The sequence below is a fragment of the Pseudomonas sp. B15(2017) genome (assembly GCF_002113215.1).
GTDB lineage: Bacteria > Pseudomonadota > Gammaproteobacteria > Pseudomonadales > Pseudomonadaceae > Aquipseudomonas.
The window spans coordinates 54065-66258 of record NZ_NEJZ01000009.1; the positions used below are offsets into that span (position 1 = coordinate 54065).

Consider the following 12194-nt stretch of genomic DNA (forward strand, 5'->3'; position numbering starts at 1 on the left):
AAAAACAGGTGAGGAAGCGGAGTGTAGGGGACCTACATGAGCACTCCGAATCTGTTTTTAACGTAGCATGATCGTCGCGCAGGCAGGTTTCGGGCAAAGCCTGAAAGACATCTGATTAAATTCTGCCCTTGGGCAGTTTCCATTAGCGATTTCGAGAGACGGATGAACATCACCACCTTTGCCAAACGCCTGTGTCTGCTAGTCCCGCTGCTCCTCTCGCCTGCCGCGTTCGCGGCCGAGATGATGCCGTCGCCACCACAACTGGCCGCCAAATCCTACGTGCTCATGGATGCCAACAGCGGCAACGTGCTGGTGGAGAACAACGGTGACCAGCGTCTGCCACCGGCCAGCCTGACCAAACTGATGACCGCGTACATTGCCACGCTGGAAATCCGTCGCGGCCAGATCGGTGAAAACGACCCGGTGACCGTCAGCGAAAACGCCTGGCGCACCGGCGGTTCGCGGATGTTCATCAAGGTCGGCTCGCAGGTCACGGTCAGCGACCTGCTGCACGGCATCATCATTCAGTCCGGCAACGACGCCAGCGTCGCGGTGGCTGAACATATCGCCGGCAGCGAAGACGCCTTCGCCGACCTGATGAACAAGACCGTCGCCGATCTGGGCATGACCAATACCCACTTCATGAACCCGACCGGTCTGCCGAACCCTGAGCACTATTCGTCGGCTCACGACATGGCGATCCTGGCTCGCGCGATCATCCACGAAGACCCGGCTCACTACGCGATCTACTCGCAGAAAGAGTTCTTCTGGAACGGCATCAAACAGCCTAACCGCAACCTGCTGCTGTGGCGCGACAAGACTGTCGACGGTCTGAAAACCGGCCACACCGAAGAAGCCGGCTACTGCATGGTGTCCTCGGCCGTACGCGACGGCATGCGCCTGATCGCCGTAGTGTTCGGCACCAACAGCGAAGCGGCCCGTGCCGCCGAGACCCAGAAGCTGCTGACCTACGGTTTCCGCTTCTTCGAAACCCAGACCTTCTACCAGAAGGGCACCGAACTGGCTCAGGCTCCGGTGTGGAAAGGCACCACCAGCCAGGTCAAGGCCGGCCTGGCTGAAGACCTGACCATGACCCTGCCGAAAGGCCAGCTGAAGAAGCTTGCTGCCAGCATGACCATGAACCCGCAACTGACCGCGCCAATCGCCAAGGGCGACGTGATCGGTAAAGTCGAAGTGAAACTGGACGACAAGGTGGTGCACAGCGCCGACCTGATCGCTCTGGACGCTGTCGAGGAGGGTGGTATCTTCCGCCGCATGTGGGATAGCATCCGTCTATTCTTCTACGGCTTGTTCAACTGATTTGAGTTGACCTGCATGGCCCCGTTCCTGTCCGGAGCGGGGCCTTGTTCGTTACCGGGCTTACGCTTACGAGGCCGTTACGCCATGACCGATACCGAAGTAAAGGCGCCAAAGATCGAATTTCCCCAGGTTGATTATCCGGTTAAGGTGATCAGCGATACGGGCGTCGGCAACAAAGACAAGATCATCGACATCGTCAAGAAACACGCCAGCATCAATGATGAGCGTGTCGACGAGCGTCAAAGCAGCAACGGCAAGTACACCACCATCCAGTTGCACATCGTCGCGACCGACCAGGATCAGCTGTACAACATCAACAGCGAACTGCGGGCGACCGGCTTCGTACACATGGTGTTGTGATGCCGGGCACGCTGGGCTTTCGCGAACTCGGCCAGATGGCTTACGAGCCGGTCTGGCAGGCCATGCAACGTTTTACCAACGAGCGTGGCACCACGGCCCCGGATGAAATCTGGCTGGTTGAACACCCGCCGGTGTTCACCCAGGGTCAGGCCGGCAAGGCCGAGCACCTGTTGCTGCCGGGAGATATTCCGGTGGTGCAGGTCGACCGCGGCGGTCAGGTGACCTACCATGGCCCCGGTCAACTGGTGGCGTACCTGCTGCTGGATGTGCGCCGACTTGGTTTCGGCGTGCGCGATCTGGTCAGCCGCATGGAGCACTGCCTGATCGAACTGCTGGCCAGTTACGGTGTGACCGCCGTGGCCAAGCCGGATGCTCCCGGCGTCTACGTCGACGGAGCGAAGATCGCTTCTCTGGGTTTGCGGATTCGCCACGGTTGTTCCTTTCATGGCCTGGCCCTGAACGTGGACATGAACCTGGAGCCGTTTCGACGGATTAATCCCTGCGGCTATGCCGGGCTGGCGATGACCCAGCTGAGCGAGCACGCAGGATCGATTGAATTTGCCGAGGTAAGTGCCCGGCTGCGCGCGCAGCTCGTCAAACACCTCGACTATGCTGAGCAGACGACCCTGACGGGCGGAATCGACTGATATGACTACTGATGCAGTGCAAACCATGATCCCGACGCTCGACGTGACCGAGCGCCCGGCCCCGCGTCCCAAGGTTGAAGCCGGCGTCAAGCTGCGCGGCGCCGAGAAGGTTGCACGCATCCCGGTGAAGATCATTCCGACCACCGAACTGCCGAAGAAACCCGACTGGATCCGCGTGCGCATCCCGGTTTCGCCGGAAGTCGACCGCATCAAGAGCCTGCTGCGCAAACACAAGCTGCACAGCGTCTGCGAAGAGGCGTCCTGCCCGAACCTGGGCGAATGCTTCTCCGGCGGCACCGCGACCTTCATGATCATGGGTGACATCTGCACCCGTCGCTGCCCGTTCTGCGACGTTGGCCACGGTCGTCCGAAGCCACTGGACGTCAACGAGCCGGAAAGCCTGGCCATCGCCATCGCCGACCTGAAACTCAAGTACGTGGTGATCACCTCGGTTGACCGCGACGACCTGCGTGACGGCGGTGCCCAGCACTTTGCCGACTGCATCCGCGAAATCCGCAAACTGTCGCCGAACGTGCAGCTCGAGACCCTGGTCCCGGACTACCGTGGCCGCATGGACATCGCCCTGGAAATCACCGCCGCCGAGCCGCCGGATGTGTTCAACCACAACCTGGAAACCGTACCGCGCCTGTACAAGGCTGCGCGCCCGGGTTCGGACTACCAGTGGTCGCTGACCCTGCTGCAACGCTTCAAGCAGATGATGCCGCACATCCCGACCAAATCCGGCCTGATGCTGGGTCTGGGCGAGACCGACGACGAAGTCATCGAAGTCATGAAGCGCATGCGCGAACACGACATCGACATGCTGACCCTGGGCCAGTACCTGCAACCGTCCCGCAGCCACTTGCCGGTGCAGCGTTTCGTACACCCGGACACCTTCGCCTGGTTCGCCGAGGAAGGTTACAAGATGGGCTTCAAAAACGTCGCGTCCGGCCCATTGGTGCGTTCTTCGTACCATGCCGACGAACAGGCGAAACTGGTCAAGGCCGAGCTGCTCGGTTCCTGATTCAGCGCTGAATGAGAAAATGCCCGCCGGGGTTTATCGCCCGGCGGGCATTTTTTTGTCTGGCTTACACTCGTTACTGACTTTTCCTGCAATCTGCGGCGCGGCCGGGCCTCTTCTGTTTGTCGCCGTTCCTGACTACTGTGTGAGCATGACTTCACACAGGGAGATCCATGGATGACCGTTCGACCGACCCACACCCTTTTTCCGCACAAGCCTGTGCCCGCGCTGCCGTCGGAAGGGCTGATAGGCGTAATTGCGCCCGCCGGCCCCGGCACGCTCGATACCGAAAAGGCCGTTCAGTGGATGCGCGCCCGGGGTTACGGTTTGCGGGTGTTCCCCGGCGTTTACGAGAAGGACGGTTATCTGGCCGGCAGCGACGAGGTGCGGCTCAATGATCTGCATGCGGCGTTTGCTGACGAAGAGGTCGATGCAATCATTTGCCTGCGCGGTGGGTATGGCACGCCAAGGTTGCTGGACCGGATCGACTACGATCTGTTGAGCCGTCATGCCAAGCCCTTCGTCGGTTACAGCGACATCACCGCGCTGCACCTGGCCATCAGTCGCTACGCCGGGTTCGTGACCTTTCACGGGCCGTTGTTGAATGCCGATCTGCTGGGGGACAAAGAACCGCCGACGGTGACGTCGTTCTTCGCCATGCTGCGCGGTCAGTTGAAGGCCGGCAGTGTACTGAGTCATCCGGCGGCCTATCCATTGACCACCGTGGCGCCGGGCATTGCCCACGGACGTTTGCAGGGCGGCAATCTGGCGATGATCGCCGCGACTCTGGGCACGCCTTACGAAATCGACGTCGAAGGGGTGATTCTGCTCATCGAGGACATCAACGAGCCGTTGTACCGGATCGACCGTTTGCTGACGCAAATGCGTCTGGCAGGCAAGTTGGCCAGATTGCGTGGCGTGCTGGTCGGGGACGTGGCGGGCGTGGATGTCGAGGCCTTGAACCGCTTGCTCAAGCAGACCTTTGAACCACTGCGGATTCCGGTGCTGTCCGGCTGGCGTAGCGGGCACTGCGATCCGAACCTGACGTTGCCACTGGGGGCGCTGGTTCGACTGGATGCCGGGAAGAAGGAGTTGATGCTGGAGCAGGATGTGGTGATCAAGGCGTAGGGATTAATCGCCTGATAGTCAGTCATCGCGGGCAAGCCCGTTCCCACAGTTTTCAGGTCGTACGCAGATACTGCGAACCCCTCTAAACCTGTGGGAGCGGGCTTGCCCGCGATGCTTTTACTGGTTGCGCAGGCTTTCCAGCAGCTTGTGCGTCGGGTAACCATCCGCCGGCCAGCCGAATGACTGCTGCGCACTGCGGATAGCCTTGCGCGTATTGGCGCCGATGATCCCGTCCGCCGCACCGGCGTCGTAGTTGCGCGCGGTCAGCAGGTTTTGCAGTTCGATCCGCTCGGTGCGGCTCAACGGCAGGTCATCCTTTGGCCAGGTGCCATTGATCAGGCCGGCGCCGTTGAAGCGCTCGGACAACAGACTGACGGCCAAGGCATAGGACGACGAATTGTTGTACTTGAGGATCGCCCGGAAGTTATCGAGGATCAGGAACGCCGGGCCACGATAGCCGGCCGGCAGCAGCAGGGCAGCGGACAGTTGCTCGGCGCCGGCCGGCACCTGGCCGCCGTTCGGCAGGATCACGCCCAGTTGCCGCCATTCGGCGACGCTTTTACGAATCGCGCCGTCGGCCAGGGTGTAGTTGAAACCACTCGGCAGTTGCACTTCGAAGCCCCACGGCTGGCCACGCTGCCAGCCGGAGCTTTGCAGGTAATGCGCGGTGGAGGCCAGGGCGTCGGCCGGGCTGCCCCAGATATCGCGGCGACCGTCACCGTCGAAATCCACGGCGTGGGTGTTGTAGGTGGTCGGGATGAACTGGGTCTGGCCCATGGCACCAGCCCAGGAACCGAGCATTTTCTCCGGGGTGATGTCGCCCTGCTGCAGGATCTGCAGTGCCGCGATCAGCTGCGCATGGGCAAAGCCCGGACGGCGACCTTCATAGGCCAGGGTGGCCAGCGAGTTGATCACCGATTTGCTGCCCTGGAACTGGCCGAAATTACTTTCCATCCCCCACACCGACACCAGCGCCTGACGATCGACGCCATAACGCTGTTCGATGCTTTGCAGGATGTCGGCGTACTGGCTGATCAGCGCCTGGCCTTTGCGTACGCGCAAGGGCGAAAGCGCGCCATCCAGGTACTCCCAGACCGGCCGGGCGAATTCCGGCTGGCTGCGGTCGGCACGAATCACGCTGGCGTCGAAGCTGACATTGGCGAAGGCGCGGTCGAACAGGTCTGGACGGATGCCGGCGGCCAGCGCGTCCTTGCGGAAACCCGCTTGCCATTCGGCAAAGGTCTGGGTCGGTTGCAGGTCGAGGTTGTCACCGGACGGCACTACCGGCGGGATGACCGCTGGGGCTGTGGCAACGGGAGCGGTCTGAAGCGGTTGAGCGTCGGCGGCGGTAGGTTTTTCCGCGCAGGCGACAAGCAGTACGAAGCTGGAGGCAGCGATCAGTTGGCGCAAGGGCCAACGACGGGAAAGACTGAGGGGCATGCACAGGTCCAGGGAATACGAATCAGGTGCAGACCTTAACATGAGGAAGGGGTGCTGCGCTTCAAGCGGCCAGAAAGTAAGAAGCCTCCCAGCTGTCAGACTGGAAGGCTTCGCGGCGGTAGCTGCCTTTACCCTTGGTGGGTCGTTCCTGGCGGCTGCGGAACAGGGGTTGGGCGACGATGGATTTGGCCTTGTTGTGGCCATGTTTCGATGGCTTTTTGCTCATGAGGATGCTCTCGATTGAGTGAGGTTATGCGCGGCAGATAATCTGCCGATCTCGGGCGTCTGTCTATAGGACCGAGGGCGCAATGTTCTGTAGGAAACGGACTTGATAAAAAACGGGATCGCAGCGCGATCCCGGATTTCATTCGGCAGGCAATGTCAGGCGCTGACCGGCCATCAGCAGCGCCAACCGGCTCAGGCTCATCCACGGCGAACCGGCTGCCTGCCCCTTGATCTGCGCATCGATGCGCTGTGCTTCGAGCAGCAATTGCGCCCAGCGTTGCGCCGAATAGCGTTGCAGGGCCTTGCTCATCAGCGGTTTGCGCTTGTCCCAGACGGGCGGCTTGGCCTGGCTGAAGCACTTGTCCAGCGGCGTTCCCTGGCTGTATTGCAACGAGATGTTGGCCAGCAGGCGCAATTCCCGGGCCAGAGCCCAAAGGATCACCGGCGGCTCGACCCCTTCACCGCGCAGCCCTTCGAGCATGCGCAGGGCGTGAGCCGGTTCGCCGTTGAGCACTGCGTCGGTCAGGCCGAACACGTCGAAGCGCGCACTGTCGGCGACGGCCGCCTGCACGGTTTCGACGGTGATTTGCCCGCCCTCGGCCATCAGCTTGAGCTTTTCGATCTCTTGCGCAGCGGCCAGCAGGTTGCCTTCGACCCGCGCGGCAATCAGTTCCACCGCATCCTGGCTGGCAGACAAGCCGGCCTGAGACAGACGCTGACGAATCCAGCTCGGCAGCTCGTTGGCGTCCACCGGCCAGATCTGCACGAACTGGGTCTGCTGACCTTCCACCAGCGCCTTGCCCCACTTGGTCTTCTGCGCGCTGCCGTCCAGCTTGGGCAAGCTGATCAACAGCACCGTGTCCTCTGCGGGGCGCGAGCAGTATTCGATCAGTGCGGCGGCGCCCTTGTCACCAGGCTTGCCGGAAGGCAAGCGCAGTTCCAGCAGGCGTTTTTCGGCGAACAGCGACATGCTGGCGCCGGCCTGCAGCAGCGTCCCCCAATCAAAATTGGCGTCGGCGGCGAAGACCTGACGTTCGTCGAATCCTTGCTGGCGGGCAGCGGAACGAATGGCGTCGGCAGCTTCCTGGCACAGCAGCGGGTCATCGCCGCTGATGATGTAGACCGGCGCAAGGGCGCCTTGCAGGTGTTTGCCGAGTTGGGCGGGAGCGAGTTTCATAAGAGAGGGCGAACGGGGCGCCTGAGCGCCCCGAACGTCTTACTGCTGCGGCAGTTCGAGCGGCGACTGACGCGGGGTTTCCGCTTCAGCCTTCTGCGCCGCTTCGAGGGCGTCGGCTTCGGCCTTGGCCCGCGCGTTGGCGGTTTGCTGCAGAGCGTCGAGCTGAGCCGGCGTCAGTTGTTGCAGACGCAGCATCATGCGCTGTACCAGCTCGCGACGGGTTTCACGGCGGGCATCGTTGGCTTCCTGGTCGGAACCCACGAGGTTGTTGCCGTCGTGAATGAACACTTTCTGCACTTCAAGCTTGTCGCTTTTGAGCAGCAGGTTGTTTTCGCCACGGATGTCGTATGAGAGCACGGTACTCACCTGGTACTCACCAGTACGACCGGCACCGGCGTAGCTGAGGATGCGCTGGTTTTCCTGCTCATCGGCCAGGAACAGCTTGTACGGTGCGCCGGAAACGATCTTGACGCCGCTGGCCTCCAGCACCTGACGCAGTTGCGTCACGGTTTCGCCGTAGGCGTTGCGGGCGCTCAGATCGAGCTCCTTGATCGACAGTTCGTTGGTGCCGGTACCACGCAGCTGGAAACCGCAGGCGCTCAACAGGACGGCGAGGCCCATCACCAGCAGATTGCGTTTGATCATTGTGTTGCTCCCCTTGAAACCATGTGGGCCGACTCTGTGGCCCGAAAGGTTTTACTGGGCGTCAGGCTCACCTGACGCCCGATCCAATTAGCTGGCGACGATATTGACCAGTTTCCCGGGCACTACGATCACTTTGCGAATCGTCAGGCCGTCAACGAAACGCAGCACGTTTTCGTTGGCGCGGGCTGCCGCTTCGATTTCTTCACGGGTGGCGGCGGCCGGCATTTCGATCTGGCCACGCAGCTTGCCGTTGACCTGGATCACCAGAGTCAGGCTGTCCTGCACCAGCGCACTTTCGTCCAGCACCGGCCAGGCGGCGTCGATCACCGGATCGGCGTGGCCCAGGCGGTTCCACAACTCGTGGCTGATATGCGGTGTGATCGGAGCCAGCAGCAGCGTCACGGTTTCCAGACCTTCCTGAACCAGTGCGCGATCCTGCTCGGTCGCTTGCGCGGCTTTTTCCAGCACGTTCATCAGCGTCATCACCTGAGCGATGGCGGTGTTGAATTTGTGGTTCTGGCCGACGTCATGGCTGGCCTGCTTGATCGCCTGGTGGATCGCGCGACGAATGACTTTCTGCTCGTCATTCAGGCTGGCGATGTCCAGTTTGCCCGGCAGGCCCTGAGTGACGTGGGCCTGAGCCAGACGCCATACGCGCTTGAGGAAACGGTGTGAACCTTCCACGCCGGAGTCGGACCATTCAGCGCTCATGTCAGGTGGCGAGGCGAACATCATGAACAGACGGCAGGTATCGGCACCGAACTGATCGATCATCGACTGAGGGTCGACGCCGTTGTTCTTCGACTTGGCCATCTTCTCGGTGCCGCCGATTTCCACCGGCAGGCCGTCGGCAATCAGCCTGGCGCTGATGACCTTGGCCTTGCTGTCGCGCTCGAGTTCCACGTCAGCCGGGTTGAACCAGGTGTAGGCGCCGTTGGCTTCGCGACGATAGTAAGTCTCGGCGACCACCATGCCCTGGGTCAGCAGGTTCTTGAACGGCTCGTTGGAGCTCACCAGGCCTTCGTCGCGCATCAGCTTGTGGAAGAAACGCGCGTAGAGCAGGTGAAGAATGGCGTGCTCGATACCGCCGATGTACTGATCTACCGGCAGCCAGTGGTCGGCCGCGGATTTTTCCACCAGACCGCCTTCGAAGTGCGGCGAGGCGTAACGGGCGTAATACCAGGACGACTCGACGAAGGTGTCCATGGTGTCGGTTTCACGCTTGGCAGGCTGGCCGCATTTCGGGCAGGTGCACTCGTAGAATTCGGGCATGCGCGCCAGCGGCGAACCGGCGCCGTCCGGCACCACGTCCTCCGGCAGGACGACCGGCAGTTGATCTTCCGGCACCGGCACGTCACCGCAGGCATCGCAGTGGATGATCGGGATCGGGCAGCCCCAGTAGCGTTGACGGCTGATGCCCCAGTCGCGCAGGCGGAACTGGGTGCGCGAGGCGCCGAGGTTTTTCTTGATCAGGGCGACTTCCATGGCGTCGAACGCGCCAGCGAAGTCCAGACCGTCGAATTCGCCGGAGTTGATCAGCGTGCCGTGCTCGCCGTAGGCGTCTTGCCATGGCGCCGGGTTGGTTTCACCGGAGCTGGTGCGGACCACGGATTTGACCGGCAGGTTGTACTTGTGGGCGAATTCGAAATCGCGCTCGTCGTGCGCCGGAACAGCCATGACCGCGCCATCGCCGTAGTGCATCAGCACGTAGTTGGCGACCCACACCGGCAGTTTTTCGCCCGTCAGCGGGTGCTCGACGAACAGACCGGTCGGCAGGCCTTTCTTCTCTTGAGTGGCGACGTCGGCTTCAGCGACGCTGCCGCCCTTGCATTCGGCGATGAACGCTTGCAGCTCAGGGTTGTTCTTCGCGGCGAGAGCCGCCAGGTGGTGTTCGGCTGCCACGGCAACGTAGGTTGCGCCCATCAGGGTGTCCGGACGGGTGGTGAAGACTTTCAGGGTGCCGCTTTCGCCGATCGATTCGACGTTGTACGGGAACTGCACTTCCATGCCGCGCGACTTGCCGATCCAGTTGCGCTGCATGGTCTTGACCTGCTCGGGCCAGCCGGTCAGTTCGTCGAGACTCTCCAGCAGCTCATCCGCGTAGGCGGTGATCTTGAAGTAGTACATCGGGATTTCGCGCTTTTCGATCAGCGCGCCGGAACGCCAGCCGCGACCGTCGATCACCTGCTCGTTGGCCAGAACGGTCTGGTCGATCGGGTCCCAGTTCACGGTGCCGTTCTTGCGGTAGATCACGCCTTTTTCGAACAGGCGAGTGAACAGCCATTGTTCCCAGCGGTAGTAATCCGGTTTGCAGGTGGTGACTTCGCGCGACCAGTCCACCGCCAGGCCCAGGCTGCGCAGCTGGGATTTCATGTAGGCGATGTTTTCGTAGGTCCACTTGGCCGGGGCCACGTTGTTCTTCATCGCGGCGTTTTCCGCCGGCATGCCGAAGGCGTCCCAACCCATCGGTTGCAGAACGTTCTTGCCGAGCATGCGCTGGTAGCGGGAGATCACGTCGCCGATGGTGTAGTTGCGCACGTGCCCCATGTGTAGCTTGCCGCTGGGGTAAGGGAACATCGACAGGCAGTAGTAAGTCTCCTTGCCTGGCTGTTCACTGACTTCAAAGGACTTTTGCTCGTCCCAGAACGACTGGGCGGCGGCTTCGATTTCACGGGGTTGATATTGTTCGTGCATGGCTACTTTTGTACTGGATAGGGGTGGCCTAATCCTCTTCAATGCGACGTTCGGGGCGTGCCGGACGAGCTGGAAGTGGAGTTACAGGAAGCGCCGTAGCATACATGACCGCGCTTGGCCTAGGGAAACCCTGATTGCAGCCGTTTGACCGGCTCAAATCGCGGCGAGGGCCGTTGGTCGCGGCGTGCAGCCGGTTTGTGCAGCGAAGCTAAGCTCTAACTGGGGAGTGAGTCTTATCTTCAATGAGGTGAGGGATGGTGGAGTCACAGCAAAAAAACGTTACCAAACCCGAGTTGTACGAGCGGTTGATCGATCGTCTGGGGATGGCCCTGGACGCAGCAAAAACCGCAGGAAGGCTGCGCGACGAGCGCCCCCTGGAGCTGGAATTGCGTGGCTTGAGTCCCGCCGAGTTCAAACTGGTCAAGGCCTATCTGGATCGCAGTGAGCGTGAAACCCATGGATACCTGTCACAAGCAGTGAAACAACTCGATGCAGCCCATACGGCCAAAGTCATCTGGCTCAAGGACAAGGCGCCCGGCAGAGACGCCGTCAAGGTTCGGACTCTGCAGGCCAAGTAAACGCATGGCAGGTCAAAAAGCGGATCTTTTTCAACAGGATCCGACCCTACTGGTTGTCGCGCTGTATCAACCCACTTAGGCTTCGGGCATCTTTGGAGATGCTCGATGCCTTTTCGTTATTTCATTAAACAACTGCTGTTGCCGCCCGGCCTTCTTTTGCTGCTGTTGCTGGCGGCCTGGTGGCTGCGACGTTCGCGGCCGCGGCTGGCCGGGCTGTGTTTTGCCCTGGGTTTTGGCGGGTTTTTGCTGATGAGTCTGCCGGTGGTCGTGCAATGGGGCGCCAAGGCTCTGGAGCGCGAGCCGCCGCTGGCCCGCGAAGCTTGGGCAGATCTGGCACAGCGCGCCGATGCGATTGTGGTGCTGGGTTCCGGTCGCGAGCGCGGCGATGTGGCCTGGGGCGAAGATCAGCCGACCGGTGTCGGGCTTGAACGGCAGCGTTACGCGGCGCGACTGGCCAAGGCGTCCGGACTTCCGATTCTGACCAGCGGTGGCCTGCATTACGGTACGCCGCCGACCGAAGCGAAATTGATGGCCGATTCGTTGCGCGATGATTTCGGTGTGACAGTGCGCTGGCAGGAAGGGGAGAGCCGCACTACGTGGGAAAACGCCGAATTCAGCGCCAGGATGCTGTTGCCGGAAGGCGTCAAACGTATCGTGCTGGTGACCCAGGCCTGGCACATGCCGCGAGCGGTGTGGAGTTATCAACAGGCTGGATTTGAAGTGGTACCGGCGCCGGTCGGTTTCCTTGGCACTGACAATGCGCGACCGTTTGGCGGCTGGCTGCCGGAATTCAAGTCGATCTGGCAGAGCGGGCAGTTGATGAACGAGGCGGTGGGGCAGATCGGTTACTCGCTGTTCTACCGAGGGCGTGGCGCCGCCGATTGATGGGGTGTCCTTGACGGCGCCTTCGCGAGCAAGCCCGCTCCCACAGCGTTCACCTGTGGGAGCGGGGGGATCTC

12 protein-coding genes are annotated in these 12194 nt (G+C 61.5%); 7 read left to right on the plus strand and 5 right to left on the minus strand.

The window, feature by feature from the left end:
- Window positions 1-162 precede the first annotated feature (162 nt).
- From CAF73_RS14815 to CAF73_RS14835, 5 genes are all read left to right on the plus strand, one after another.
- Complete coding sequence (locus CAF73_RS14815) at window positions 163-1320, plus strand: D-alanyl-D-alanine carboxypeptidase family protein (protein WP_085697611.1); 1158 nt, start codon at window positions 163-165, stop codon at window positions 1318-1320.
- Between the two features lie 84 nt (window positions 1321-1404).
- The gene (locus CAF73_RS14820) at window positions 1405-1680 is read left to right on the plus strand and encodes a DUF493 domain-containing protein (protein WP_064382178.1); all 276 of its coding nucleotides are present in this window, start codon (window positions 1405-1407) and stop codon (window positions 1678-1680) included.
- Window positions 1680-2327, plus strand: a complete 648-nt coding sequence (gene lipB, locus CAF73_RS14825) for a lipoyl(octanoyl) transferase LipB (RefSeq protein WP_085703110.1) — start codon at window positions 1680-1682, stop codon at window positions 2325-2327. Before CAF73_RS14820 ends, lipB begins: the two co-directional genes overlap by 1 nt.
- Window positions 2328-2352: 25 nt before the next feature.
- Complete coding sequence (lipA, locus tag CAF73_RS14830) at window positions 2353-3351, plus strand: lipoyl synthase (protein ID WP_162130488.1); 999 nt, start codon at window positions 2353-2355, stop codon at window positions 3349-3351.
- 174 nt (window positions 3352-3525) lie between these two features.
- The gene (locus tag CAF73_RS14835; protein WP_085703111.1) at window positions 3526-4476 is read left to right on the plus strand and encodes an LD-carboxypeptidase; all 951 of its coding nucleotides are present in this window, start codon (window positions 3526-3528) and stop codon (window positions 4474-4476) included.
- Window positions 4477-4593: 117 nt separating this feature from the next.
- On the opposite strand, the gene CAF73_RS14840 is transcribed toward CAF73_RS14835, so the two are convergent.
- The 5 genes from CAF73_RS14840 to leuS all read right to left on the minus strand — a co-directional run bounded on the left by CAF73_RS14840 (window position 4594) and on the right by leuS (window position 10657).
- Entirely contained in the window at window positions 4594-5916 is a 1323-nt protein-coding gene (locus tag CAF73_RS14840) for a lytic murein transglycosylase (RefSeq protein ID WP_085697609.1), read from the minus strand.
- Between the two features lie 61 nt (window positions 5917-5977).
- Window positions 5978-6142: an alternative ribosome rescue factor ArfA gene (arfA, locus tag CAF73_RS14845; RefSeq protein WP_007958672.1), complete on the minus strand. Its 165-nt coding sequence runs from the start codon at window positions 6140-6142 to the stop codon at window positions 5978-5980.
- 138 nt (window positions 6143-6280) lie between these two features.
- Window positions 6281-7318 carry a DNA polymerase III subunit delta gene (gene holA / locus CAF73_RS14850; protein ID WP_085703112.1) on the minus strand — a complete coding sequence of 346 codons (1038 nt, stop codon included), beginning with the start codon at window positions 7316-7318 and terminating at the stop codon, window positions 6281-6283.
- A 39-nt stretch (window positions 7319-7357) separates the two neighbouring features.
- Entirely contained in the window at window positions 7358-7963 is a 606-nt protein-coding gene (gene lptE, locus CAF73_RS14855) for an LPS assembly lipoprotein LptE (protein ID WP_085697608.1), read from the minus strand.
- A gap of 87 nt (window positions 7964-8050) precedes the next feature.
- Window positions 8051-10657, minus strand: coding sequence for a leucine--tRNA ligase (gene leuS, locus CAF73_RS14860; RefSeq protein ID WP_085703113.1), 2607 nt, complete (start codon window positions 10655-10657; stop codon window positions 8051-8053).
- A 254-nt stretch (window positions 10658-10911) separates the two neighbouring features.
- On the opposite strand from leuS, the gene CAF73_RS14865 reads away from it, so the two are divergent.
- Both CAF73_RS14865 and CAF73_RS14870 read left to right on the plus strand, forming a co-directional pair.
- Entirely contained in the window at window positions 10912-11235 is a 324-nt protein-coding gene (locus CAF73_RS14865) for a hypothetical protein (protein WP_011336088.1), read from the plus strand.
- 105 nt (window positions 11236-11340) lie between these two features.
- Window positions 11341-12120, plus strand: a complete 780-nt coding sequence (locus CAF73_RS14870) for a YdcF family protein (protein WP_085697606.1) — start codon at window positions 11341-11343, stop codon at window positions 12118-12120.
- Window positions 12121-12194 lie beyond the last annotated feature (74 nt).

What these genes read in the sequence shown, in the direction of transcription:
- CAF73_RS14815 (WP_085697611.1), top strand. Translation starts at nt 163, where the DNA reads ATGAACATCACCACCTTTGCCAAACGCCTGTGTCTGCTAGTCCCGCTG.
- CAF73_RS14820 (WP_064382178.1), top strand. Translation starts at nt 1,405, where the DNA reads ATGACCGATACCGAAGTAAAGGCGCCAAAGATCGAATTTCCCCAGGTT.
- lipB (WP_085703110.1), top strand. Translation starts at nt 1,680, where the DNA reads ATGCCGGGCACGCTGGGCTTTCGCGAACTCGGCCAGATGGCTTACGAG.
- lipA (WP_162130488.1), top strand. Translation starts at nt 2,353, where the DNA reads ATGATCCCGACGCTCGACGTGACCGAGCGCCCGGCCCCGCGTCCCAAG.
- CAF73_RS14835 (WP_085703111.1), top strand. Translation starts at nt 3,526, where the DNA reads ATGACCGTTCGACCGACCCACACCCTTTTTCCGCACAAGCCTGTGCCC.
- CAF73_RS14840 (WP_085697609.1), bottom strand. Translation starts at nt 5,916, where the DNA reads ATGCCCCTCAGTCTTTCCCGTCGTTGGCCCTTGCGCCAACTGATCGCT.
- arfA (WP_007958672.1), bottom strand. Translation starts at nt 6,142, where the DNA reads ATGAGCAAAAAGCCATCGAAACATGGCCACAACAAGGCCAAATCCATC.
- holA (WP_085703112.1), bottom strand. Translation starts at nt 7,318, where the DNA reads ATGAAACTCGCTCCCGCCCAACTCGGCAAACACCTGCAAGGCGCCCTT.
- lptE (WP_085697608.1), bottom strand. Translation starts at nt 7,963, where the DNA reads ATGATCAAACGCAATCTGCTGGTGATGGGCCTCGCCGTCCTGTTGAGC.
- leuS (WP_085703113.1), bottom strand. Translation starts at nt 10,657, where the DNA reads ATGCACGAACAATATCAACCCCGTGAAATCGAAGCCGCCGCCCAGTCG.
- CAF73_RS14865 (WP_011336088.1), top strand. Translation starts at nt 10,912, where the DNA reads ATGGTGGAGTCACAGCAAAAAAACGTTACCAAACCCGAGTTGTACGAG.
- CAF73_RS14870 (WP_085697606.1), top strand. Translation starts at nt 11,341, where the DNA reads ATGCCTTTTCGTTATTTCATTAAACAACTGCTGTTGCCGCCCGGCCTT.